Consider the following 22,195-nt stretch of genomic DNA (forward strand, 5'->3'; position numbering starts at 1 on the left):
GTGTGCTGGTTGGGGAGACCGATAAGAGGGTTGTTTGACGTGTTGCGGGTGGCTCTCCGTCCCACAATGCGAGCGAACCGGGAAAATCGGTCGCGTTGGGGCGTAGGGATCGTGTAAAGGGGCCGTTGCGCAGGGGTTACCGGGGGTCGACCGGCGGCGGCCCGCCGCCGTTTCGATGGCACGTCCGTGCGTGTCTTCGAATGCGAGGTAATAGGTTGGGCGGCAACGGAACGGCGGTCCGGCCGGGCCCGGCACCTTGCGATGGGGGCAGACATGTCAATGGCCAAAGGTTCGAATGTTCCCGTGGCGGCGTCTGCCGTACGGGTCGAATTGGGCTGGGGTTCGGGACCCGGAGTTCCGGACGCCGACGCCTCGGCACTGCTGCTCGACGCTTCCGGAAAGGTGCGTTCGGACGCGGACTTCGTCTTCTACAACCAGGCCACGCACGCCTCGGGCGCGGTGCGCCACGAGGGCAAGCGCTCCACGGGCGGCGGTGTGACCGACGCGCTCGTCGTCGACCTCGCGCGCCTGGAGCCCGGCGTCGAGCGGGTGGTGCTCGCGGCGTCCGCGGACGGCGGCACGTTCGGGAAGGTGCCGGGCCTGCACATCCGGGTGCTGGACGCGGCGAGCGGCGCGGAGGTCGCGCGGTACGACAGCGCGGACGCCACGGTCGAGACGGCCTTCGTGCTCGGGGAGCTGTACCGCCGCCAGGGCGCCTGGAAGTTCCGGGCCGTCGGCCAGGGGTACGGCAGCGGCCTCGAAGGCCTCGCGACCGACTACGGCATCACGGTGGACGAGCCGCAGCAGGCGGCGCCCGCCCCCGCCGCCGCGCCCCCGGCGCCCGCTCCGGCCGCGCCGCCGCCCGCTCCCGTCGCGCCGCCCGTGACGGCCCCGGCCCCCGCCGCCCCGCCGCCCGCGCCCGCCGCCCCCGCGCAGCCGGTGCGCCTGACCAAGGTCACGCTCACCAAGGAGTCGCCGACCGTCTCCCTGTCGAAGCAGGGCGGCACCTCGGGCGCGCTGCGCGTGAACCTCAACTGGGAGACGCGCAAGCAGTTCAAGGGCTGGGCCAGCAAGCTCGGCCGGGCCGTGGCCATGCACGCCGACCTGGACCTCGACCTGTGCGCCCTGTTCGAACTCGCCGACGGCCGCAAGGGCGTCGTCCAGGCCCTGGGCAACGCCTTCGGCTCGCTGCACCAGCCCCCGTACATCCTCCTGGACGGCGACGACCGCACCGGAGCCGTGGCCACCGGTGAGAACCTCACCGTCAACCTGGACCACACCCGCGACTTCAAGCGCATGGTCATCTTCGTGACCATCTACGAGGGCGCCCGCAGCTTCGCCGACCTGAACGCGACGGTCACCCTGACCCCGCAGCACGGCGCGCCCATTGAGTTCTCCCTCGACGAGTGCACGGTGCCGTCGACGGTGTGCGCCCTCGCCCTCATCACGAACCAGGGCGGCGAGCTGGTGGTCCAGCGCGAGGCCCGCTATCTGGTCCCCGAGCGCGGCGTGAGCCCGCAGCGCACCATCGACTACGCCTACGGCTGGGGCATGAACTGGACCCCCGGCCGCAAGTGACCGCTCACGTACGGGAGTCGGGGCTCGCCTCGGCTCTCGCTCCGGGGCGCGGATAGGTGCGGCCCTTCCAGGCCGCCCCGCGCCCCGGTAGTGCTGCACCGCCGAGTCCACCGTCATCAGCAGGTACAGGAACGCCGTGGCGGGCAGCGTCAGCGCGAGCCACGGCGGCTGCCGGTAGTAGCGCAGCATCGGCAGGTACGTCGCCGTCATCACCAGCCACGCCAGACCGCCCAGCAGCGCGGCGGCCCCGTCACCGGCGGCGAGGCCCGCGCACAGGGCCACCGGCGGCGCCAGGTAGATGACCGCGAGCCCCGCCACCGTGCCGAGCAGGACCAGCGGGTTGTGCCGCAGCTGGGCGTACGCGCTGCGCGCCACCATCCGCCACAGGTCCGCCAGGCGGGGGTACGGCCGTACGCTGTCGACCCGCTCGGCCAGGCCCAGCCAGATGTGCCCGCCGCCGCGCTTGACGGCCCGCGCCAGGGCGACGTCGTCGATGACCGCCTCCCGGATCGCGTCCGGCACCCGGGCCCGCTCGGCGGCCTCGGCGCGCAGCAGCACACAGCCCCCGGCCGCCGCGGCGATGCGCCCGCCCCGGCGCGCGATCCAGCGGAACGGGTAGAGCTGCGCGAAGAAGTACACGAACGCCGGGACCACCAGGCGCTCCCAGACGCTGGCGACGCGCAGCCGCGCCATCAGCGACACCATGGCGTAGCCCCCGGTCTCGGCCGCGGCGACCAACTCCCGCAGGCTGTCCGGCTCGTGGGCGATGTCGGCGTCCGTCAGGAGCAGGAAGCCGGGCGTCCGCTCGCGGGCCAGGCCGATGCCGTGCCGCACCGCCCAGAGCTTGCCGGTCCAGCCCGCGGGCGGCTCGCCGGGGGAGGTCACGGTCAGCGGGAGCCCCCCGTGGCGCTCGGCCAGCTCCCGCGCGAGGTCTCCGGTGCCGTCGGAGCTGCCGTCGTCGACCAGGAAGACCTCGGCGCGCCCCGGATAGTCCTGCGCGAGCAGCGACGGCAGGCTCGCGGGCAGCACCTCGGCCTCGTCCCGCGCGGGGACGACGACGCACACCGACGGCCATTCCTCCGGCTCCCGGCGCGGCGGCAGCCGCAGGTCCGTACGCCAGAACAGGCCCTGTCCAAGGAGAAGCCACAGCCACGCGGCGAGCGAGGCGGCGGCGGTCCACGCAACGGCACTCATCCGCCGCAGTCTGCCCCACCCCGACGGGCTCGTGCGGCCCATCGTCTAAGGTGACCGGGTGAAGATCGCGCTGATGGACTCCGGTATCGGACTGCTCGCCGCCGCCGCTGAGCTGCGGCGCCTGGTCCCCGGAGCCGACCTCGTCCTCTCCTCGGACCCGGACGGACTGCCCTGGGGCCCGCGCACCGTGGAGGACATCAACCGCCGCTCCCTGGCCGTCGCCGAAGCCGCCGCCGCGCACCGCCCGGAGGCGCTGGTCGTGGCCTGCAACACGGCGACCGTGCACACCCTGCCCGCCCTGCGCGCCCGCTTCGAGCCCGAGCTGCCGGTGATCGGCACCGTCCCCGCGATCAAGCCCGCGGCGGCCGGTGGCGGCCCCCTCGCGATCTGGGCCACGCCCGCCACCACGGGCAGCCCCTACCAGCGCGGCCTCATCGAGGAGTTCGCCGCGGGCGTCGACGTCACCGAGGTGCCGTGCCCGGGGCTCGCCGACGCCGTGCAGGACGCCGACGAGGACGCCATCGCCCGGACCGTCGCCGCCGCGGCCGCGCTCACTCCGCCCGACGTACGGGCCGTCGTCCTCGGCTGCACCCACTACGAACTGGTCGCCGAGCGCATCCGCGCCGCCGTGCAGCAGCCGGGCCGGGAGCCCCTCGCCCTGTACGGCTCGGCCGGTGCGGTCGCCTCCCAGGCGCTGCGCAGGATCGGCCGCCACCCCGACGCGGGCGCGTCCGGCGCGGGCGGCGACGGCTCGCTCACGGTGATCCTCAGCGGGCGCGAGGCCCCGCTGCCGCCCGCCGCCCTGTCGTACGCCGAGGGGCGCGCCCTCCTCGCGCCGAGCGCGGCGCTGGGGGCCTGACCGTACGGGCACGCCGTGTCCGCGCGAGCACGCCATATCCGTACGAGTACGCCATGACCGTGCGAGCGCGCCGTGGCCGTCCGCGCGCGCCGAGTGATCGCGGGGTGATGCCGGTGGTCGCGGGCGCGGATGTTCGCGGTGTCCATGTTCGCGGTGTCCAACCGGAGGAGCAACCGTCTGCGACGCGGTGCCTTCGCGGCGGATCGTGAGTAGGCTCGACGGTATGACGGAGCACGCCCACGGCGAGCGCGCAGCCGCCGACAAGCACCCCGACGTCTGGACCGGACGCGCGTCCAACCGGGTCCAGTGGCTGCTGGCCTGCGCCGGAGCCGCCTGTCTCGCGCTCGGCATCGACCTGGCCGTCGAGACCCTGTGGCCCTCGGGCATCCTGCCACTCGTCATGTCCATCGTCGGCTGCATCGCCGTCGGACTGCTGATCCTCTTCGGCACGCTCGCGTTCGTGCACGTCGCCGTGAAGGTCGACCGGGACTGCCTCGAAGTGCGCTGCGGCCACATCGGCCTGCCCCGCCGCCGCATCCCGCTGTCGCACGTGGTGGGCGCCGACTTCGCCCCCGCCGTCACGCCCCGGCACTGGGGCGGCTGGGGCTACCGCTGGCGGCCCGAGCAGGGCACCGCCGTCATCGTCCGCCGCGGCGAGGGCGTCGTCCTCAGCCTCGGCGACGGCCACAAGTTCACCGTCACCGTCGACAACGCGGAGAGCGCCGTCCGCGTCATCCGCGACCGGCTGCGGCTGCCGGGCGGCTCCACGACGAGCACGGCCTGAGTCCGTACGTCGCTACGGCCCCGTCCCGCCCGGCCCTACGGCCCTGTCCCTCCCGGCACGGCACCCTCCGGCGGCTCCGTCAGGGGGCGTGCCGTCGCCATGCCCGCGAGCAGGCCCGCGCCCGCCGTCACCGATGTGACGCTGAGGGCGTTGCCGACCGTGGCCACCGCCGCGAGGGCGGTGAGGGCCGCGCCCGCCGTCAAGGCCACCGGGGTGGAGCGCGGCGAGCGCCACAGGGCGAACAGGAGCCAGCAGAAGGCCGTCGCCAGCAGGGCCACCCCGGCGAAGCCCTGCTCGGCCGCCTGCTGGAGGAGCGCCGAGTGCGGCTTGCCGTCCGTGAGCAGCCCCTCGGTGACCGTGGGCGAGGCGTCGCCGAACCGCCCGGGGCCCACGCCGAACGCCGGATGCGCCGCCACCAGGTCCTCGGCGTCGTGCCACATCCGCACCCGTTGGGCGCCGAGCTGCCCCTCCAGGGACACGCTCAGGCCCTCCGGGAGCGCGTCGTCGGCGACCGTCCAGGCCATCGCGGCCACCAGCGCCATGGCGCACGCGAACCCGGCCAGGCCGAGCCCCCGGTGCCGTACGAACGCGGCCGCCAGGGAGCACAGCACCACCCCGGCGCAGGCGACGAACCCCGCCGTCGAGCCCAGGACCGCGGCGGTCACCGTGATCCCGACCGCGAGGGCGCGCAGACAGAACCGGAGCGCCGCCCCGCGCGCCGCCCACGCCGCGCAGCAGGCCGCACCCGCCGCCAGGCACAGCAGCGCCACGCCGGCGCCGACCGGGCCGAGCGGCGCGGAACTCGTCGGGCCCGGCGTGACGTGGGGCGCCGCCACCGCGAGGGCGGCACCGGCGAGCGCTCCCGCGCAGGGCGCGGCCACCGGCAGCAGCGCCCCGGCGATCCGCCCGCCCGCGTACCCGGCCGCCACCGCGAGCAGCGCGAGCAGCACGCCGTCCGGCCGTCCGCCCCGTACCCCCGCGGTGATCAGTACCCAGGCCGCGCACGCGGCGAGGATCGCCACACCGCTCGCGTCCGTCGCACCGCGCCGCACCTCGGCCCACCCCGTCGTCGCGGCCGTCCCCATCGACCCCACCCCGTAGTCCCCTCATGCGTGAGGGCCCTGAACACATCGAGCGACCGCCTGCGGTGACCACCTGAGGTATCCGCCTGACGTGACACGTGGGCTGCCCACGTGCCACCGGATCGGTCACCTGGAGGGATCGCGCCGCGCGCCAGGGAGTGCCGGACACGGTAGCGGGCCAGGGCACGAGTTGTGTAGATCTTGCGCAGGAACGATCCAGCAGGTGTGCGGGTCCGGGCGCCGCGCTGCGCCGGGCCGACCGCGCTGTCCGTGCCCAGGCCACGGGCCGTAGACTCCCCGGGTGACCGCCACCACCGCTCCCGCCGCCACGCCGGAGCAGCCCGCAGCGCAGCCCGGACCCGAGACCCGCGCGGAGCGGGCCCGGCGACGGCTGGTCCCGGCCGCCGCCGCCGTGCTCTCCGGAGTGCTGCTGTACCTGAGCTTCGCGCCGCGCGAGCTGTGGTGGCTCGCGCCCTTCGCGTTCGCGCTCGGCGGGTTCGCGCTGCACGGCCGCGGGCCACGGGCGGGCTTCCGCCTCGGCCTGCTGATGGGCCTCGGTTACTTCCTGCCGCTCCTGTCCTGGACCGGCGTCGACGTGGGGCCGCTGCCGTGGCTGGCGCTCGCCGTCGCCGAGGCGCTGTTCCTCGGCCTCGCGGGCCTCGGCATCGCCTGGGTGTCCCGCCTTCCGGCGTGGCCGGTGTGGGCCGCCGGGGTGTGGATCCTCTGCGAGGCGGGGCGGGCGCGCTTCCCGTTCGAGGGGTTCCCGTGGGGCAAGGTCGCCTTCAGCCAGCCCAGCGGCCTGTTCCTGCCGCTGGCCGCGCTCGGCGGCACGCCCCTGGTGGGCTTCGCCGTCGTGCTGTGCGGCTTCGGCCTCGCCGACGTCGTACGCCGCGTGCGGGCCGCGCGCCGGGAGGGCGCCGCCCCCTGGCTGCGGGACCGCGCCCTGATGGCGGCCGCCGCGCTCACCGTCGTCCCCGTGGCCGGTGGCGCCGCCGCGCTGCCGCTGGTGTCCACGGAGGCGGAGCACGGCACCACCACGGTCGCCGTCATCCAGGGCAACGTGCCGCGCATGGGCCTGGACTTCAACGCCCAGCGCCGCGCCGTCCTCGACCACCACGTCCGCGAGACGCTGCGCCTGGCCGCGAAGGTCAGGAGCGGCGCGGTCGAGCGGCCCGACCTGGTCCTGTGGCCGGAGAACTCCTCCGACATCGACCCGTACACCAACGCCGACGCGTACGCCGAGATCGACAAGGCGGTCAAGGCCATCGGCGCGCCCCTCTCCGTAGGCGCGGTCGTCAAGGCCGAGGACGGCAAGCCCCGCAACCGGCAGATCCTGTGGGACCCGAAGACGGGACCCGGCGCCTCCTACGACAAGCGGCACCTCCAGCCCTTCGGCGAGTACATGCCGTACCGGAGCTTCTTCCGGGTCTTCAGCTCCGACGTCGACCGCGCCGGGGTCTTCGAGCCCGGCACCGAGCCCGTCGTGTTCGACATGGCGGGCACCGCGGTCGGGCCCGTGACCTGCTACGAGGCCGCCTTCGACGACGTCGTGCGGGACCAGGTGAACGAGGGCGCCGAGATCCTCTCCGTGCCGAGCAACAACGCCACGTTCGAACGCAGCCAGATGACCTACCAGCAGCTGGCCATCGACCGGGTGCGGGCCGTGGAGCACGGGCGGGCCGTGCTGGTCCCGGTGACCAGCGGCGTCAGCGCCGTGATCCGCCCCGACGGGACGGTCGCCCAGCGCACCGGCATGTTCACGGCCGAGTCCCTCGTCGCCGAGGTGCCGCGGCGCAGCTCCCTGACGCCCGCGACCCGCCTCGGGGTGTGGCCGGAAGTGGCCCTCGCGGCGCTGGGAGTGGCCGGAATCGCATGGGCGGTCGCCCGCCGTCGGCGGCGTGCCGACGGCTAGGGTGCGGATCATGGCTACCCCGGACTTCATCAAGAACCTGCGCGCCGACGCCGGACACCAGCTCCTGTGGCTTCCCGGAGTCACCGCGATCGTCTTCGACGACGAGGGGCGGGTGCTGCTCGGGCGGCGCTCCGACAACGGCAAGTGGTCAGTGATCGGCGGCATTCCGGAGCCGGGCGAGCAGCCCGCCGCGTGCGCCGTGCGCGAGGTCTACGAAGAGACGGCCGTGCACTGCGTGGCCGAGCGCGTGGTCCTGGTGGAGGCCCTGGACCAGGTCACGTACGGCAACGGCGACGTCTGCCAGTTCATGGACATCACCATCCGCTGCCGTGCCGTGGGCGGTGAGGCGCGCGTCAACGACGACGAGTCGCTCGACGTCGGCTGGTTCCCCACGGAGGCGCTGCCGAGCGAGCTGCACGAGACCGGGCTCTTCAGGATCAAGCAGGCGATGGCGGACGGGCCCACCTGGTTCGACCGGGGCTGACGCACCGCGGCGGCCGAGTGGGGCCGAACGGCCCGTGGTGGCGGCCCAAGACAGCGTGTAGCCTGCACGGACATTGACGGAGTGAACGGTTCCGGGACCTTACGGAGCGCGGGCCTTCGCAGGGCACGGGTCCCCCAGGGCTCGGGCCTTCGCAAGGCACGGGCCTTCAGGGCACGGACCTTCACGGGCGTGGACCTCGACAGGTGTGGACTTCCACGGGCGTGGACTTCCATGGCGTGGACCTCTCCACAGGCAGGGGCGGGAGTTGAGTCGGAAGGCGTACGGAGTGGCACTGCGCGGGCTCGCCTGCGCCCTCCTCGCCTGGCAGGTCTGGCTCGTCTGGCACGCCAGCACCTACGACGCCTCGGCCGTCCGGTGGTCCTGCTACGGCCGCGGCGGCTGCGGCAACGGCCAGTGGGCGGCCCTCGCCCCGGAGTTCGGCATCGGCGCCGGACTGCTGCTCGGCTTCGCCGCCGCGCGCTTCCTGCACCGCGCCACGGCGGGCGCGGTGATCGCCCTGAGCGCGCTCGGTGCCGTCTCCGGGTGGTACGACGCGGTGGCGGACGGCCGCGTCGCCTACGCCACGGTCACCGACTTCACGCTCGTCGCGCCCGTCGGCCGCCAGTCCGTGGCGACCTGGCTGGCGTTCCTGTGGTCGGTCGCCGCCGCGGGCTCGCTCGCCGCGGCGTGGGGCGCGGCCGTGAGCCTGCGCAGGACCGCCGCGCTGCGCAGACTGCGCGGGAGCTTCGCGACCGCCGACGCCCGCCTGGACGGCTGGCGGCCGGTGCGCGGCAGGCGCGGCGAGGTCACCGCCGTCTTCCACGACCGCACCGGCGCGCGCCACGAGGTGCCCGTCGTCGTGGACCGCGCCGCCCTCGACCGGCCCGTGCTCGCCGTGTACGACCCCGTGCGCCCCGCCGACCCGCGGCGCACCCGCGTGGCCGTGCCCCGCGGGAAGCCGCCGCGCTCCCCATGACGGGTGTGTCGCGCCGCGTCCGCGCCCCGCTCGCCGCGCTCGGCGCCGCGGCCGTGGGCCTGGCCCTGGCCGCGCTCGTCGAGGGCGCCAGCGCGGGCCCCACCTGGCTGCTGCTCGTCGGGCTCACCGCCACCGCGGGCGCGCTGACCGCCCTAGGCGCGGTGGCCGAGGGCGGCCGGGACGGCGAGGGCGCGGCCGGGCTGCGCCCGGGCGGGCCGCAGGCGTACGCGCCCGCCCTGGTGCACTCGGTGCGGGTGGTGCACCGGGACACCGGGCGGCTCCTCCTCGACCCGGAGCACCCGGGCGGCGTGTGCGTCGTCGACCTGACGGTGGTGCCCGAGGGGCGACGGCCGTTCCGGGTGGAGGTGCGGCACTCCGGAGACGCGCGGGGACTGCGGGGACTTGAGCGGCAGGGGCGTGCGGTGGTGCGGTACGACCCGCGCCAGCCGTGGCGCGTCGCCCTCCCCGGCAGGGCGGATCCCGTGCCTCCGGAGTGGCTGGCCCGCGCGGAACGCCTGGACCCGGCCGCGGTGCGCCCGGCGCAGGGGCCGCCGCGCGGGCTGCCGCCGGGGCTCGGCGTCCTCGCGGCGGGGGTCCTGGTCGCGGCGGTGGTGCTGCTCGTGGTGCACGTCGTCGGGTGACGCGGTGCGCGTCGTCAGGTGACTCGGCAGGCGGGTGCCGTCCGCGGCTCCGGGCGCCGTCGCCGTGAGGCTCGGGGCGAGCGCCGACGCTCGCGGCGGGCTCCCGGTCCGCGCTGACACGCCCGCTTCGTCGCCCGCCTCGTCACGCGTCTCGGTGCCCCCGGCTCTCTGACGCTCCGCGCGTAGACGCCGCGCGCCCTCGCCCCCTGCCGCGCGGCACGCCAGCGCCCTCGCGGCCCGACGATTCGCCGCGCAATGGTCCAGACCAGGAAATTCCCGCTTAGGTATCCCTATTGCCGTATATCTACGCGGATAGAAACGCCTCCTGTGCAGGTGAGGGAAGTTTCGGAGGTCAACCTCTTGCCTAGGCGGTGGCGGGTCTGCCAGATTCGCCACTGCCCTGAGTGGCATGCACGCGACAGGCTACCCGCCTTCCGTGTGCGGACGGCAGTCGCATACCTATGCGGCCTCATCCTCCACCAAGGACGCTCCAACCCCCACACGATGGAGACGAACGTGCGAATACTCCGATCGAGACTCGTCCCCGCGCTCGCGGCCACCGCGCTCTGTGTCCTGGGCCTCGCCCCGACCGCCGCGGCGCAGATCTCGGCCTCCAGCGCCCCCGCCTCGGCGTCCGGTACCTCGGCCCAGCCCATCATCGGCGGCGGCTACGCCAGCAACGCCCCCTGGGCGGCCCGGCTGTTCTCCAACGGGCGGCAGACCTGTACCGCCACGATCATCGCCCCGACGTGGATCCTCACCGCCAAGCACTGCGTCAGCGGCGGCGGCCTGTCGTTCCGCATCGGCAGCCTCGACCAGACCACCGGCGGCACCACGGCCAACGGCGTCAGCGTCACCAACCACGCGACCGCGGACCTGTCCCTGGTCAAGCTCGACCGCTCCGTGTCCGGCACCTACGCGCGCCTGGGCAGCCCGGGTTCCGTCCAGGTCGGCCAGAGCGTGCAGGTCTACGGCTGGGGCGCCACGTCCCAGTGCGGCCAGGAGATCAACTGCCAGTCCCGGCTCCTGAAGGTCGCCAACGTCACCGTGACCGGCGGGTGCACCGACGCGTACGGCGGCCGCGCCATCTGCGCGCGCCGCGGCGACGGCATCACCGCGGGCGGCGACTCGGGCGGCCCGATGAACGCGGGCGGCGTCCAGGTCGGCGTGGCGTCCACCAGTGACCGCCAGACCACCACCGCGTACACGAACGTGACCGCGTACCGCTCCTGGATCCAGAGCGTGGCCGGGGTCTGACCGGCAGCCTCCGGCACGGCCCGCGCGGTGACCGCGCGGCTCTGAAGCGGGGCGGGGACCAGCGTGTGGCTGGTCCCCGCCCTTGTGCCGTTGGCGCCCTCGTCTCACGGCAACGGTGGTGCCGGAGCGCGCGCCCTCGGGGTGGCCTCCCGGCCGGTCCCCGTGAGCGCTCGCCCGGTCCCCGCTCGCACCTGGTCGCCGGGCTTCGCCCTTGTGCTGTTGGCGCTCCCTGTGTGCGCGTGGTCGGGGTGGCCCCTGCTCTTTGTGGGCTGGCTGGTCGCTCTTGTGGGCTGGCTGGTCCCGGTGTGCACGCGAGGGGCTGGTGCCCGGCCCTCAGGCCCGGCTGGTTCCGGCGCGTACGCGGCCGTCGGTGCCGCCCTCCCGTTCACGGTGGTGCCTGCCCCGGGGGTGGCCCCTGGCCCTCGTGCTGCGGACGGTCCCCGCTCGCACCCGGTCGCCGGGCTCCGTTCTCACCCCTTCCGCGGTGGTGCGCGCGGACCAGTAGCCTGAGGGCACGATGAACCGTTTGAGCACGTCATGGGGCGCGTACGACCTCACCCGCTTCCCGGAGGACCCCCGCGACCAGCTGCGGGCCTGGTCCGCCGCCGACGCCTATCTGCTGCGGCACCTCGCGGGGGAGGGCGCGGACCCCGACGGCGGGGAGCCGCCCGCGCCGGTGCCCCTGGACGGGGCCGTGGTCGTCGTCGGCGACCGGTGGGGCGCGCTGACCACCGTCCTCGCCGCCCACGGGACCGCGGACCTCACCCAGATCACCGACTCCTACCTCGCCCGGCAGGCGACCCTCGCCAACCTGGCGCGCGCCGGGCTCGCGCCGGACGCCGTACGCCTGACGACCACCCAGGACGCCCCGCCCGCCCGGATCGACGTACTGCTCGTCCGCGTCCCCAAGAGCCTCGCGCTCCTGGAGGACCAACTGCACCGGCTCGCGCCCGCCCTGCACGCGGACACCGTCGTCGTCGGCACCGGCATGGTCACCGAGATCCACACCTCCACGCTCGACCTCTTCGAGCGGATCGTCGGCCCCACCCGGACCTCGCTGGCCCGGCAGAAGGCGCGCCTGATCCTCACCGCGCCCGACCCGGACCGGACGCCCGGCCCCAGCCCTTGGCCGCGCCGCTACGCCCTGCCCGCCGACGCCGGGGCGGGCTCGGGCCTGGCCACGGTCAACCACGCGGGCATCTTCTGCGCCGAGCGCCTCGACATCGGCACCCGGTTCCTGCTCCAGCACCTTCCGGAGACCAGCGGCGACGCGCACGTCGTGGACCTCGGCTGCGGCAACGGCGTCCTCGGCACGGCCGCCGCCGTCGCCAACCCCGACGCCCGGGTCACCTTCGTCGACGAGTCGTACCAGGCGGTGGCGTCCGCCGAGGCCACCTACCGCGCCAACTCCGCCGCCGCCAAGGCCGAGTTCACCGCGGCGGACGCGCTCACCGCGATGCCCGCCGCGTCCGTGGACCTGGTCCTGAACAACCCGCCGTTCCACAGCCACCAGGCCACCACCGACGCCACCGCCCAGCGCATGTTCCGCGGCGCCCGCGCCGCGCTGCGCCCCGGCGGCGAGCTGTGGGTGGTCGGCAACCGGCACCTCGGCTACCACGTGCGCCTGAAGCGGCTGTTCGGGAACTGCGAAGTGGCCGCCAGCAACCGGAAGTTCGTGATCCTGCGGGCGGTCAGGCGGCGATGACCGGCGAGCTGTTCCCGCGCGAGCGGACGGAGGCGGCGCCCGGCGCGGTGCACGTGCCGGACTGGCTCGACCCCGGCCGCCAGCGGGAACTCGTCGCCGCCTGCCGCGCCTGGGCGCGCCCGCCCGCGGGCCTGCGGACCGTGCGCCTGCCGGGCGGGGGCACGATGACCGCGCGCCAGGTGTGCCTGGGCTGGCACTGGTACCCGTACGGGTACGCGCGCACGGTCGTGGACGGCGACGGCGCTCCGGTGAAGCCACTGCCCGCGTGGCTCGCGGAGTGGGCGCGGGAAGCGGTGCGGGAGGCGTACGGCGACGCCGCCCCCGGGGAGGCCGCACCGCACGACGCGTACGACGAGGCCGCACCGCACGACGCGTACGACTACGACATCGCACTGATCAATTTTTACGACTCCGACGCGCGGATGGGCATGCACCGCGACAGCGACGAGAAGTCGGACGCGCCGGTGGTGTCCTTCAGCCTCGGGGACACGTGCGTCTTCCGCTTCGGGAACACCGAGACGCGGACCCGCCCGTACACGGACGTGGAGCTGCGCAGCGGCGACCTGATGGTCTTCGGCGGCCCGTCCCGCCTCGCCTACCACGGCGTCCCGAAGGTCCACGCGGACACGGCGCCGCCCGAGCTGGGCCTGACGGGGCGGCTGAACATCACGCTGCGGGTGAGCGGCCTGACCTGAGGGCGCTCCTGAAGTGCCATGTCCCACCTGTCGGAAGGGTCCTTTCCGGCGATCCGCCGCGGCACACTGGGGCGGACACTGGGAGGGAACGCGGGTGCGCACACGTGAGGTGGTACGGGTCGTCGGCCGCCGAAGAGCGCTGAGACTGCTGGTCGTTGGGGCCGTCGCCGCGGCGGTGTCCGCTTGCGGCGGTGACGGCGGTGACGGCGGTGACGGCGGGACCGAGGGGGCCGCGCGCGGGGTGAAGGCGCGGGCGCTCGGGGCGTTCGCCGTGGGCGACTGGGCGTGCCGCACCAGCGAGGGCCGCGAGGGGGTCTTCACCATCGGGGGCGACGGCACCTGGTCCGAGACCGTGCTCGGGCTCTCCGGCCGCTGGACGCTCGACAAGAAGGGCCTCACCGTCGTCACCGACGGGGTGGACAGCGAGGAACTGGTCGACAAGCCCTACACGTTCCCGCGCGGCACGGAGCGTGGGGTGGGGGTGACCGTCACTCTCACGCGCGTGCCGAGCTGACCCGGCGGCGGGCGCGCCCTCAGGGCGGCCCGCGAAGCCGCGTATCACGCCCTGTGCCACGTCACGCACGACACCGTGTGTCACATCGCGCACCCCGCCTCGCGTCACGCCTCGTGGAAGACGAGCCCCAGGGAGCGGCGCCGCCCCGAGCGGACCGTGCTCACGCCGTGCCGCACCGGCGCCGCCGACCAGCCGCGCGTGGAGCGGACCGGGCGGTCGCGGGTGGTGAAGACCAGGCCGTGGCCCTGCGGCAGAGCCGTGACCGTGCCGCGGGACTGGGCCCGCGGCCGCTGCTCGACGAGCAGGAACTCGCCGCCGGTGTAGTCGGTGCCGTGCGCGTCGAGGCCGATGACGACCTGGAGCGGGAAGACCAGGTCGCCGAAGAGGTCGCGGTGCAGGGCGTTCCAGTCGCCGGGGCCGTAGCGGAGCAGGATCTGCGACGACTTGGCCTGGCCCGCCGCGTGGCAGCGGGCGACCCACTCGGCGAGCGTGTCCGGCCAGGGGGCGGGGCGGCCGAGGCGGGCCGCCCAGTCGCGGGCGATCGGCAGCAGCCTCGGGTAGAGGGCGGCGCGCAGCGCGGCGACGGGCTCCGGCAGGTCGTGGGTGAAGTACCGGTACTCGCCGGAGCCGAAGCGGTGCCGCGCCATGTCGACGGTGGACCGGAACAGGGCGGTGTCGTCGTAGAGCCCGGCGATCCGGCGGCAGTCGTCCGGGTCGAGCAGCGCGGGCGTGAGGGCGCAGCCGTGGGCGTCCAGCTCGGCGGCGACGCCCGGCCAGTCGGCGGCGTCGACGCGGTCCGCCGCCCGGGCCGCGGCGCGGTCGAGGGCCGTGGCGCTCACGCCGCCTCCAGGTCGAGGAGCTGCCGCTTGCGCTCCAGGCCGCCCGCGTAGCCGGTCAGGGAGCCGTCGGCGCCGATCACCCGGTGGCAGGGGCGCACCACGAGGACCGGGTTGCGGCCGATGGCCGTGCCCAGGGCGCGCACGGCGGCGCGGGACAGGCCGAGGCGCCCGGCGAGCGCGCCGTACGTGGTGGTCGTGCCGTAGGGCACCGAGTCCAGCGCGTCCCACACCCTGCGCTGGAAGTCGGTGCCGGTCCCCGGCGCGTACTCGACGTCGAAACGTGTGAGCGTGCCCGCGAAGTAGGCGCGGACCTGCCCGGCGAGCGCCGTGAACGCAGCGTCGTCACGCGTCCAGCCCTCCTGGACGACCGCGGCGCCCTTCTGCCCCGGCATCGACAGCGACGCGAGCGCCGTGCCGCCCGGGGCGGTGGGCGACGCCTCGCCGACGAGCAGCAGCTCGCCGAGGGGGCTGTCGAGGGTTGTGTAGACGGTCATGGCGCCTGTCCTCTCGTGGCGGTGGCGGTGGCGGTGGCGGTGGCGGTGGCGGTGGCCGTGGCCGTGGCAGTGGCCGTGGCGGTGGTCGTCCGCTGGTGACAGTGACCAGTCTGCGTCGCGCGCGGGCGGGCGGCTGGCGGATTTCGGACACGGCGCTGAGGGGCCTGAGGGCGCTGAGCGGCTCAAGGGCCCTGGGCCTCGGAGCCAGGAGGCGTCCCCCTTGGGGGAGTCACACGAGCTGCTCCACCACGAGCACCGCCCCGATCACGATCATCGCCGCGCCCGACACCCGCGTCACGGCGCGCGCCGCGGCGGGCCTGGCCCGCAGCACGGTACGGGCCAGGACGCCCACGCACAGGTAGATCGCGCCGCAGCTCACGATGTGCACCAGGCCGAGGGTGCTGATCTGGAGGGCCAGCGGCCAGCCGTCGTCGGGGTGCGTGAACTGGGGGAGCAGGGCGAGGAAGAGCAGCAGTGCCTTCGGGTTGAGGCCGCTGATTCCGGCGCCCTGGAGGACTCGGGCCCGCCAGGGCGCGGGCGCCGCCGCCCCGGTTCCCTGCTGCCCGTCCGCCACTGCCGCCGGGGCCGCGGGCCTGACCAGCGTCGTCGCCCCGAGCCACACCAGGTACAGCGCCCCGACGAGCGTCAGCCCGGTGAGCACCGCCGGGTTGCGGGCGACGACCGCCGCCACGCCCGCCGCGACGACGGCCGTGAGGCCGACATAGCCGAGCAGCAGTCCGCCCACGGCCGGTGCCACGGACCGGTCCCGTATCCCCGCGCTGATCGTGTACGCCCAGTCCGCCCCCGGAACCAGGATGAGCAGGACGGACACCGCCCAGAAGGCGGTGATCGAGCTGACGGCCATGGGGTGTTTCTCCCTCCCTCGGTGCTGGCCCGAGGGAGGTTAGTTCCGATTCGCCCAAAGGTGTTCCCGAGTATTCCCTCGCGTTCGAGTGTCAGTGGAAGAATCTTCTCCATGGACGCAGTGGACCGGCAGATTCTTGCCGAGCTTCAGAAGGACGGCCGTCTGACCGTCACCGAACTGGCCGCCCGGGTGCGGCTCAGCCTCTCCCCGTGCCACCGCAGGCTGCGCGAACTGGAGCGCGGCGGCGCGATCCGGGGCTACCGGGCGCTGGTGGACGCCGAGGCGGTGGGCCTGACCTTCGAGTCCCTGGTGTTCGTCACCATGCGCCAGGAGGACCGGGACACGGTCGCCGCCTTCGAGGAGGCGCTCGCGGACATCCCGCAGGTGCTCCAGGCGCAGCGCCTGTTCGGCGACCCCGACTATTTGCTGCGGATCGTCAGCGAGGACCTGCGGGCGTTCCAGCGGCTGTACGACGAGCGGCTCGCGACGCTGCCGGGCGTGCAGCGGCTCAGTTCGACGCTGGTGATGAAGCACGTGGTGGGGGAGCGGTCGCTGCCGCTGTGAGGCGCGGCGGCGGGCCGCCGTCCGCCCGGGGCCGCGGACCGTCACCCGCCCCGGGGCCGCGGGCGGACGACGGCGGTGCGGGCCCGGGCTGTGAGCTGTGTCGCGGTCGTTGTGCAACTAGTTGCATAAGGCGGGGGGTCGGTCTAGAACTGTCCTGACGACACCGCGTACGCGTACGAAAGAGGCCCCATGAGCGCCAAGAGCCGCTACCCGCACCTCCTCGAACCGCTCGACCTGGGCTTCACCACGCTGCCCAACCGGGTCCTGATGGGCTCGATGCACGTGGGCCTCGAAGAGGCGCCGGACGGGTTCGCGCGCATGGCCGAGTTCTACGCGGCCCGGGCGCGCGGCGGCGTCGGACTCATCGTCACCGGCGGCATCGCGCCGAACGAGGAGGGCCGCCCCTGGGAGGGCGGCGCCAAGCTCACCACCGAGGCCGAGGCCGAGCAGCACGCGCCCGTGACCGCCGCCGTGCACCGCGAGGGCGGGAAGATCGCCCTCCAGATCCTGCACTTCGGGCGGTACGCCTACCACGCGGACCTGGTCGCGCCCAGCGCCCTCCAGGCGCCGATCAGCCCGTTTCCGCCGCGCGCCCTGGAGGACGACGAGGTCGAGCGGACCGTCGAGGACTTCGTGCGCACCGCCGAGCTGGCGAAGCTCGCGGGCTACGACGGCGTTGAGGTCATGGGCTCCGAGGGCTACCTGATCAACGAGTTCATCGCGGCCCCCACCAACCAGCGCACCGACCGCTGGGGCGGCCCCTACGAGAACCGGATCCGCTTCCCCGTCGAGATCGTGCGCCGCATCCGGGAGCGCGTCGGCCCGGACTTCGTCATCGTCTACCGCCTGTCCATGCTGGACCTGGTGCCGGGCGGCTCCACGCTCGATGAGGTCATCACGCTCGCCAAGGCGATCGAGGCCGCGGGCGCCACCCTCATCAACACCGGCATCGGCTGGCACGAGGCCCGCATCCCCACCATCGCGACCTCGGTGCCGCGCGGCGCCTACACCTTCGTCACCAAGAAGGTCATGGGCGAGGTGTCCGTGCCGCTGGTGACCACCAACCGCATCAACACCCCCGAAATCGCCGAGCAGTTGCTCGCCGACGGCGCCGCCGACATGGTCTCGCTGGCCCGGCCGCTGCTCGCCGACCCGGACTTCGTCGCCAAGGCCCGCGACGGCCAGCCGGAGGCCATCAACACCTGCATCGGCTGCAACCAGGCCTGCCTCGACCACACCTTCAGCCTCCAGATCACCTCCTGCCTGGTGAACCCGCGCGCCTGCCACGAGACCGAGCTGGTGCTCGCCCCCACCCGGCGCGCCAAGCGCGTCGCCGTCGTCGGCGCGGGCCCCGCCGGGCTCGCCCTCGCGGTGTCGGCGGCCGAGCGCGGCCACCACGTGACGCTGTACGAGGCCGCCGCCGACATCGGCGGCCAGCTCGACGTCGCCCGCAGGGTCCCCGGCAAGGAGGAGTTCGACGAGACCCTGCGCTACTACCGCACCCAGCTCGCCCTGCGCGGCGTGGACGTCCGCCTCAACACCCGGGTGAGCGCGGCCGACCTCGCCGCCGCCGGATACGACGACGTCGTCGTCGCCACCGGCGTCACCCCCCGCACCCCCGACATCCCGGGCGTCGACCACCCCAGCGTCGTCGGCTACCTGGACGTGCTGCGCGACGGCGCGCCCGTCGGCGAGCGCGTCGCGATCGTCGGCGCGGGCGGCATCGGCTTCGACGTCGCCGCGTACCTCACCGACAGCGGCGACAAGGCGAGCCTCGACCCGGAGACCTACTTCAAGCACTGGGGCGTCGACCCGGACTACCGCGACCGCGGCGGCCTCACCGCCCCCGAGCGCCCGGCGCCGCCGCGCACCGTCCACCTCCTCCAGCGCAAGACGTCCAAGGTCGGCAAGGACCTCGGCAAGACCACCGGCTGGATCCACCGCACCGAACTGCGCCACCGCGGCGTCGCCATGGTGGCGGGCGTGACGTACGACCGGATCGACGACGAGGGCCTGCACATCACCGTCGACGGCACCGCGCGCACCCTGCCCGTCGACACCGTGGTGCTGTGCGCGGGACAGGAGCCCCGGCGTGAGCTGTACGACGACCTGCTCGCCGCGGGCGTGCGCGCGCACCTCATCGGCGGTGCCGACGTCGCCGCCGAACTCGACGCCAAGCGGGCCATCAAGCAGGGGACGGAGCTGGCCGCCGCGCTGTGACCTGGCGGGGAGCGGCGAGGCGCGGCCCAGTGCCCGGGGGTGTGGCCCCTGGGGCGCCGGGTCGTGGCCGGGGCGCGCCCCCCGGCCAGGGCGCCCTCCTGGGGCGTCGCGCCTTCCTAGGATGCCCGCATGTCACTCCCGCACGCGATCCTCACCGCCCTGCTCGAGAAGCCGTCCTCCGGTCTGGAGCTGACCCGCCGCTTCGACAAGTCGATCGGCTACTTCTGGTCGGCCACGCACCAGCAGATCTACCGAGAGCTGGGCCGTCTGGAGCGCGACGGGCTGATCCGCGCGCTGCCGACCGCGGTGGCCACCCGGGGGCAGCGCAAGGAGTACGAGGTGCTGCCCGCGGGCCGCGCCGAGCTGGCCCGCTGGACGGCGGCGAGCCAGGACCCGAAGCCGCCGCGGGACGCGCTGCTGCTGCGGCTGCGCGCCGCGGCCGTCGTCGGCACCGACGGCATCGAGGCCGACCTGCGCCGCCATCTGGCCCTGCATCAGCGGCAGTTGGCCGAGTACGAGGAGATCGAGCGGCGCGACTTCCCGCCGGGCCGGGACGCCGTCGAGGACCGGCTGCGCCACGCGGTGCTGCGCGCGGGCATCGACCTGGAGACCTTCTGGACGCACTGGCTCACCCGGACCCTGGAGGAGCTGGCCGAACCCGGCCCTGACCGGCCCGGGTGACCGTGCGCCCCGACCGGCCCGGGGGGCGGAACGCCCCGGCCGTACGGGTGCGGGGGCGCCCCTCCGGCCGGTCAGGACGTCCGGATCAGGTCGACCAGCCTGCGGGCGAGACCGTGGTCGACCAGCTCCCAACCGTCCTTCTTCGTACTGAAGTTGGTCGCCACGCAGGCGAACGCGCCGCCGTCCACGGACCGGGCGATCTCCGAGTACGAACCGCCGATCTGGCTCTGCCCCGTGTGGGAGGCGACCGGGTGCCCGCCCGCGCCGCGGCCGAGCGCCCAGCCGTACCCGTACGCGGGGCCTTCGTCGCCCTTCTCGGAGACGTGCCGCGCGAACAGCTTGCGGCGCGCGGCGGCGGGCAGCACATCGTCGCCGCGCAGCGCCAGATGCCAGCGGAACAGGTCCTCGGCCGTGCTGAGCAGGCCGCCGTTGCCGCGCAGGTTCCAGTACGGACCGTCGGGGGCCCAGGGGTGGGTGTTCGGGCGGCCCGCCGGGCGGCCCCGCTCGTCGTACTCCACGGCTATGTCCGAGGTCCGCCAGCGCGGCAGCACGTGCCCCGTGCGGTCCAGGCGCGCCGGGCCGAGGAGGTGCCGGGCGAGATAGCGCTCGTACGACAGGCCCGAGCGCACCTCGACGATGGCGGCCAGCAGGCTGTACCCCAGGTTCGAGTAGCGGAAGGTGCGGCCGGGCCGGGAGTGGAGGCGGGTGTGCGCGGTGGCCGCGACGAGCTGGGCGCGGGACAGCTTCGCGTAGTCGTCGCCGTACCGGTCGGGGAGGAACTCGGGCAGGCCCGACGTGTGCGTGAGCAGCTGGTGCACCGTCAGGGGGCGCTTGTCCGGGGGCAGGCCCGGCAGCAGGTCCCCGATGCGGTCGTCGACGCCGAGGCGGCCCTGCGCCTCCAGCTTCAGGACGGCGGCCGCGGTGAACTGCTTGGTGTTGGACGCGATGTCGTACACGGTCTCCCGCGCGCAGCGGGTGCGGTGGGCACGGTCCGCGAGCCCGAACCCCGCGCCGTACAGGAGCTCGGACCCGCGGGCCGCGAGGACGGTGACGCCCGGGCCCTTCGGCAGCTCGGCGGTGACCGTCTCGTGGATCCGGTCGCGCAGCCCGTCACCGCGGCGCCGCTTCCGCCTGTCCGCGGCCTTGGACGCGCACGCCGCGCCGCCGCCCAGGGACGGCACCAGGAGCGCCGCGCCGCGGACCAGCGCGCGGCGCCCCACCGGGGTCCGCGCGAGCGCCGTGGTCGATGCCCCCGCGGGCCGGAACGTCATGGGCCTGGACATCGACTACTCCCCCTTCAGGCGCTCGCGCCGGATCCCCGGTCCGTCCGGCAGCAAGCATGACGCAGGGGGCGTGAAGACAGAGTGAGTGCGCCTACAAAACCCTTATGTGGGGGGTGAGTTGGGAGTGATTCACCTGGTGGGCTCCGGGTGCCGGGCGCGGAACCCCGGGCGCCGGGCGGGCCGGGCGCGCGGTCACGGCGCGGTGAGCGGTTCGGCCCGGTACGCCTGGTGCAGCAGATCCACGAACGCGGGCGCCTCCGGCAGTTCCACGCCGTCGACGCGGCGGACCGCGACGCCGGGCGTCCAGGAGTTCATGACCACGGCTCCGGCCAGGCGCGGCAGGTCGGCGACGGTGACGGCCGCGACGCGCTGGGGCACGCCCCGGCGGTCCAACTGGCGCCGGACGACGCCCATCGTGGTGCCGGTCAGCACGTCGGCCGCGGGCCACACCACCGCCTCGCCGTCCCAGAAGGCCAGGTTCCAGATGGTGCCCTCGCTGAGTCGGCCCCTGGCGTCGACGAACGCGGCGTCGTCGAAGCCCCGCGCGACGGCCTGGCGCAGGTAGTACGTCTTGGCCACCTCGCCGACGTGCTTGAAGCCCGGCAGCACCCGTTCGTGGGGGACCGTCGCGAGCGCCAGCGGGCCGCTCGGGCCGGTCGCCGCCGGGGACGTCCGCACCAGCACGTCGAGCCCGGTGTCGGGCCCGGCCGCGGTGAACTCGCCCGCCGCCGAGTACACGATCGCCACCAGGGACGCGTCGGCGGGCCCCGCCGTGACGGCCGCCCGCAGGTACGCCCGCACCGCCTCGTCGGGCAGCGCCCGGCCGAACAGTTCCAGCGACGCCGCCCGCAAGCGCTCCAGATGCAGGTCGAGGCCCCGCACGCGGCCGCCGCGGACCTGTGCGGCGGTGAAGTGGGCGTACCCGGCGAAGGCGAGCGGCGCCAGGTCGTCGGCGGTCGCGGGGCGGCCGTTGCGGTGGACGACGTACGAGGTCATGGGGCACTCCAGAGGCGAGAGGTGGTCGGGGCCGGGTGGTGCGTGCACGGAATGAGCGCTCGGGGCGCGACGTTAAGGCCTTACACCGGTGACAAGGTCAAACTGGAGTGAGACGGGAGGCGGGACGGGACGCATGCTGATCGGGGAGTTGTCGCGGCGTACCGGCGTCAGCGCGCGGTCGCTGCGGTACTACGAGGCGCAGGGGCTGCTCGCCGCCGCGCGCGGGACGAACGGCTACCGCGAGTACGACGAGGCCGCGGTCGCCACCGTGCGGCAGGTGCGGGCCCTGCTGAACGTGGGCCTGACCACCGACGTGATCCGCGTGGTGCTGCCCTGCGTACGCGACCTGGGCCCGGGCGCGGGCTTCGAGTGGTGCGCGGAGCTGCGGGCCGTCCTCGGCCGCGAGCTGGCCGCCATGGACGAGCGCATCGACGGCCTCCAGCGCAGCCGGGACGCGCTGGCGAGCTATCTGGGCACCCATCCGCACAGCGCCCCGGACGGCGCTCCGCACGGCGGCGCTCCGAGCGCGCCGCGCGCAGCCGACGGGGCCTGAGTCCGGCCCGCGCCGGGCG

21 protein-coding genes and 1 pseudogene are annotated in these 22,195 nt (G+C 74.8%); 15 read left to right on the forward strand and 7 right to left on the reverse strand.

What is annotated here, in order from left to right; translation table 11 throughout:
* Positions 1 to 273: 273 nt before the first annotated feature.
* Positions 274 to 1,578 carry a TerD family protein gene (locus ACOBQU_RS34320; RefSeq protein ID WP_423632680.1) on the forward strand — a complete coding sequence of 435 codons (1,305 nt, stop codon included), beginning with the start codon at positions 274 to 276 and terminating at the stop codon, positions 1,576 to 1,578.
* Between the two features lie 4 nt (positions 1,579 to 1,582).
* On the opposite strand, the pseudogene ACOBQU_RS34325 reads toward ACOBQU_RS34320, so the two are convergent.
* Positions 1,583 to 2,772: pseudogene (locus ACOBQU_RS34325) on the reverse strand (glycosyltransferase).
* Positions 2,773 to 2,830: 58 nt separating this feature from the next.
* On the opposite strand from ACOBQU_RS34325, the gene ACOBQU_RS34330 reads away from it, so the two are divergent.
* Both ACOBQU_RS34330 and ACOBQU_RS34335 read left to right on the forward strand, forming a co-directional pair.
* Positions 2,831 to 3,631, forward strand: a complete 801-nt coding sequence (locus ACOBQU_RS34330; RefSeq protein ID WP_423632682.1) for a glutamate racemase — start codon at positions 2,831 to 2,833, stop codon at positions 3,629 to 3,631.
* Positions 3,632 to 3,854: 223 nt separating this feature from the next.
* On the forward strand, positions 3,855 to 4,415 hold the full coding sequence (locus ACOBQU_RS34335; protein ID WP_423632684.1) for a hypothetical protein: 561 nt from the start codon (positions 3,855 to 3,857) through the stop codon (positions 4,413 to 4,415).
* Positions 4,416 to 4,450: 35 nt separating this feature from the next.
* Here the strand turns inward: ACOBQU_RS34335 and ACOBQU_RS34340 are convergent, their stop codons facing one another.
* Positions 4,451 to 5,500, reverse strand: coding sequence for an O-antigen ligase family protein (locus ACOBQU_RS34340; protein WP_423632686.1), 1,050 nt, complete (start codon positions 5,498 to 5,500; stop codon positions 4,451 to 4,453).
* Between the two features lie 298 nt (positions 5,501 to 5,798).
* On the opposite strand from ACOBQU_RS34340, the gene lnt reads away from it, so the two are divergent.
* From lnt to ACOBQU_RS34380, 8 genes are all read left to right on the forward strand, one after another.
* Positions 5,799 to 7,409, forward strand: coding sequence for an apolipoprotein N-acyltransferase (gene lnt / locus ACOBQU_RS34345; RefSeq protein WP_423632688.1), 1,611 nt, complete (start codon positions 5,799 to 5,801; stop codon positions 7,407 to 7,409).
* Positions 7,410 to 7,419: 10 nt separating this feature from the next.
* Positions 7,420 to 7,893 carry an NUDIX hydrolase gene (locus ACOBQU_RS34350; protein ID WP_423632690.1) on the forward strand — a complete coding sequence of 158 codons (474 nt, stop codon included), beginning with the start codon at positions 7,420 to 7,422 and terminating at the stop codon, positions 7,891 to 7,893.
* A 286-nt stretch (positions 7,894 to 8,179) separates the two neighbouring features.
* Entirely contained in the window at positions 8,180 to 8,869 is a 690-nt protein-coding gene (locus ACOBQU_RS34355; RefSeq protein ID WP_423632692.1) for a hypothetical protein, read from the forward strand.
* A complete protein-coding gene (locus ACOBQU_RS34360) occupies positions 8,866 to 9,510 on the forward strand; it encodes a hypothetical protein (RefSeq protein WP_423632694.1) in 645 nt (214 codons plus the stop codon). The genes ACOBQU_RS34355 and ACOBQU_RS34360 overlap by 4 nt, the downstream gene beginning before the upstream one ends.
* Positions 9,511 to 10,014: 504 nt before the next feature.
* Positions 10,015 to 10,767 (forward strand): S1 family peptidase, encoded by a 753-nt coding sequence (locus ACOBQU_RS34365; RefSeq protein WP_423632696.1) that lies wholly within the window; start codon positions 10,015 to 10,017, stop codon positions 10,765 to 10,767.
* 517 nt (positions 10,768 to 11,284) lie between these two features.
* Entirely contained in the window at positions 11,285 to 12,472 is a 1,188-nt protein-coding gene (locus ACOBQU_RS34370) for a methyltransferase (RefSeq protein ID WP_423632698.1), read from the forward strand.
* The gene (locus ACOBQU_RS34375; protein WP_423632700.1) at positions 12,469 to 13,167 is read left to right on the forward strand and encodes an alpha-ketoglutarate-dependent dioxygenase AlkB family protein; all 699 of its coding nucleotides are present in this window, start codon (positions 12,469 to 12,471) and stop codon (positions 13,165 to 13,167) included. The genes ACOBQU_RS34370 and ACOBQU_RS34375 overlap by 4 nt, the downstream gene beginning before the upstream one ends.
* A gap of 94 nt (positions 13,168 to 13,261) precedes the next feature.
* Positions 13,262 to 13,681, forward strand: coding sequence for a hypothetical protein (locus tag ACOBQU_RS34380; protein ID WP_423632702.1), 420 nt, complete (start codon positions 13,262 to 13,264; stop codon positions 13,679 to 13,681).
* Between the two features lie 104 nt (positions 13,682 to 13,785).
* Here the strand turns inward: ACOBQU_RS34380 and ACOBQU_RS34385 are convergent, their stop codons facing one another.
* The 3 genes from ACOBQU_RS34385 to ACOBQU_RS34395 form a co-directional block, all read right to left on the reverse strand.
* Positions 13,786 to 14,520, reverse strand: a complete 735-nt coding sequence (locus ACOBQU_RS34385; protein WP_423632704.1) for a 2OG-Fe(II) oxygenase — start codon at positions 14,518 to 14,520, stop codon at positions 13,786 to 13,788.
* Positions 14,517 to 15,014: a methylated-DNA--[protein]-cysteine S-methyltransferase gene (locus ACOBQU_RS34390; protein WP_423632706.1), complete on the reverse strand. Its 498-nt coding sequence runs from the start codon at positions 15,012 to 15,014 to the stop codon at positions 14,517 to 14,519. The genes ACOBQU_RS34385 and ACOBQU_RS34390 overlap by 4 nt, the downstream gene beginning before the upstream one ends.
* Before the next feature lie 229 nt (positions 15,015 to 15,243).
* A complete protein-coding gene (locus ACOBQU_RS34395; RefSeq protein WP_423632708.1) occupies positions 15,244 to 15,879 on the reverse strand; it encodes a LysE family translocator in 636 nt (211 codons plus the stop codon).
* A gap of 111 nt (positions 15,880 to 15,990) precedes the next feature.
* On the opposite strand from ACOBQU_RS34395, the gene ACOBQU_RS34400 reads away from it, so the two are divergent.
* The 3 genes from ACOBQU_RS34400 (at position 15,991) to ACOBQU_RS34410 (ending at position 19,344) form a co-directional block, all read left to right on the forward strand.
* Positions 15,991 to 16,443, forward strand: a complete 453-nt coding sequence (locus ACOBQU_RS34400; protein WP_423632710.1) for an Lrp/AsnC family transcriptional regulator — start codon at positions 15,991 to 15,993, stop codon at positions 16,441 to 16,443.
* A 189-nt stretch (positions 16,444 to 16,632) separates the two neighbouring features.
* Entirely contained in the window at positions 16,633 to 18,663 is a 2,031-nt protein-coding gene (locus ACOBQU_RS34405) for an FAD-dependent oxidoreductase (protein WP_423632712.1), read from the forward strand.
* Positions 18,664 to 18,792: 129 nt separating this feature from the next.
* Positions 18,793 to 19,344, forward strand: a complete 552-nt coding sequence (locus tag ACOBQU_RS34410) for a PadR family transcriptional regulator (RefSeq protein ID WP_423632714.1) — start codon at positions 18,793 to 18,795, stop codon at positions 19,342 to 19,344.
* 71 nt (positions 19,345 to 19,415) lie between these two features.
* On the opposite strand, the gene ACOBQU_RS34415 is transcribed toward ACOBQU_RS34410, so the two are convergent.
* Positions 19,416 to 20,627, reverse strand: coding sequence for a serine hydrolase domain-containing protein (locus tag ACOBQU_RS34415; RefSeq protein ID WP_423632716.1), 1,212 nt, complete (start codon positions 20,625 to 20,627; stop codon positions 19,416 to 19,418).
* Positions 20,628 to 20,819: 192 nt separating this feature from the next.
* Positions 20,820 to 21,623, reverse strand: coding sequence for an aminotransferase class IV family protein (locus tag ACOBQU_RS34420; protein ID WP_423632718.1), 804 nt, complete (start codon positions 21,621 to 21,623; stop codon positions 20,820 to 20,822).
* A 133-nt stretch (positions 21,624 to 21,756) separates the two neighbouring features.
* Between ACOBQU_RS34420 and ACOBQU_RS34425 the strand changes: the two genes are divergently transcribed.
* Complete coding sequence (locus ACOBQU_RS34425; protein WP_423632720.1) at positions 21,757 to 22,176, forward strand: MerR family transcriptional regulator; 420 nt, start codon at positions 21,757 to 21,759, stop codon at positions 22,174 to 22,176.
* The last annotated feature ends 19 nt before the right edge of the window (positions 22,177 to 22,195 follow it).

This window comes from Streptomyces sp. G45 (genome assembly GCF_049542095.1).
GTDB lineage: Bacteria > Actinomycetota > Actinomycetes > Streptomycetales > Streptomycetaceae > Streptomyces.

Excerpts from the sequence above, each read along its gene's own strand:
- ACOBQU_RS34375 (WP_423632700.1), top strand. The coding sequence starts at position 12,469 with ATGACCGGCGAGCTGTTCCCGCGCGAGCGGACGGAGGCGGCGCCCGGC.
- ACOBQU_RS34395 (WP_423632708.1), bottom strand. The coding sequence starts at position 15,879 with ATGGCCGTCAGCTCGATCACCGCCTTCTGGGCGGTGTCCGTCCTGCTC.
- ACOBQU_RS34390 (WP_423632706.1), bottom strand. The coding sequence starts at position 15,014 with ATGACCGTCTACACAACCCTCGACAGCCCCCTCGGCGAGCTGCTGCTC.
- ACOBQU_RS34340 (WP_423632686.1), bottom strand. The coding sequence starts at position 5,500 with ATGGGGACGGCCGCGACGACGGGGTGGGCCGAGGTGCGGCGCGGTGCG.
- ACOBQU_RS34320 (WP_423632680.1), top strand. The coding sequence starts at position 274 with ATGTCAATGGCCAAAGGTTCGAATGTTCCCGTGGCGGCGTCTGCCGTA.
- ACOBQU_RS34350 (WP_423632690.1), top strand. The coding sequence starts at position 7,420 with ATGGCTACCCCGGACTTCATCAAGAACCTGCGCGCCGACGCCGGACAC.
- ACOBQU_RS34410 (WP_423632714.1), top strand. The coding sequence starts at position 18,793 with ATGTCACTCCCGCACGCGATCCTCACCGCCCTGCTCGAGAAGCCGTCC.
- ACOBQU_RS34405 (WP_423632712.1), top strand. The coding sequence starts at position 16,633 with ATGAGCGCCAAGAGCCGCTACCCGCACCTCCTCGAACCGCTCGACCTG.
- ACOBQU_RS34335 (WP_423632684.1), top strand. The coding sequence starts at position 3,855 with ATGACGGAGCACGCCCACGGCGAGCGCGCAGCCGCCGACAAGCACCCC.
- ACOBQU_RS34400 (WP_423632710.1), top strand. The coding sequence starts at position 15,991 with ATGGACGCAGTGGACCGGCAGATTCTTGCCGAGCTTCAGAAGGACGGC.
- ACOBQU_RS34360 (WP_423632694.1), top strand. The coding sequence starts at position 8,866 with ATGACGGGTGTGTCGCGCCGCGTCCGCGCCCCGCTCGCCGCGCTCGGC.
- ACOBQU_RS34370 (WP_423632698.1), top strand. The coding sequence starts at position 11,285 with ATGAACCGTTTGAGCACGTCATGGGGCGCGTACGACCTCACCCGCTTC.
- ACOBQU_RS34365 (WP_423632696.1), top strand. The coding sequence starts at position 10,015 with ATGGAGACGAACGTGCGAATACTCCGATCGAGACTCGTCCCCGCGCTC.
- ACOBQU_RS34415 (WP_423632716.1), bottom strand. The coding sequence starts at position 20,627 with ATGTCCAGGCCCATGACGTTCCGGCCCGCGGGGGCATCGACCACGGCG.
- ACOBQU_RS34420 (WP_423632718.1), bottom strand. The coding sequence starts at position 21,623 with ATGACCTCGTACGTCGTCCACCGCAACGGCCGCCCCGCGACCGCCGAC.
- ACOBQU_RS34425 (WP_423632720.1), top strand. The coding sequence starts at position 21,757 with ATGCTGATCGGGGAGTTGTCGCGGCGTACCGGCGTCAGCGCGCGGTCG.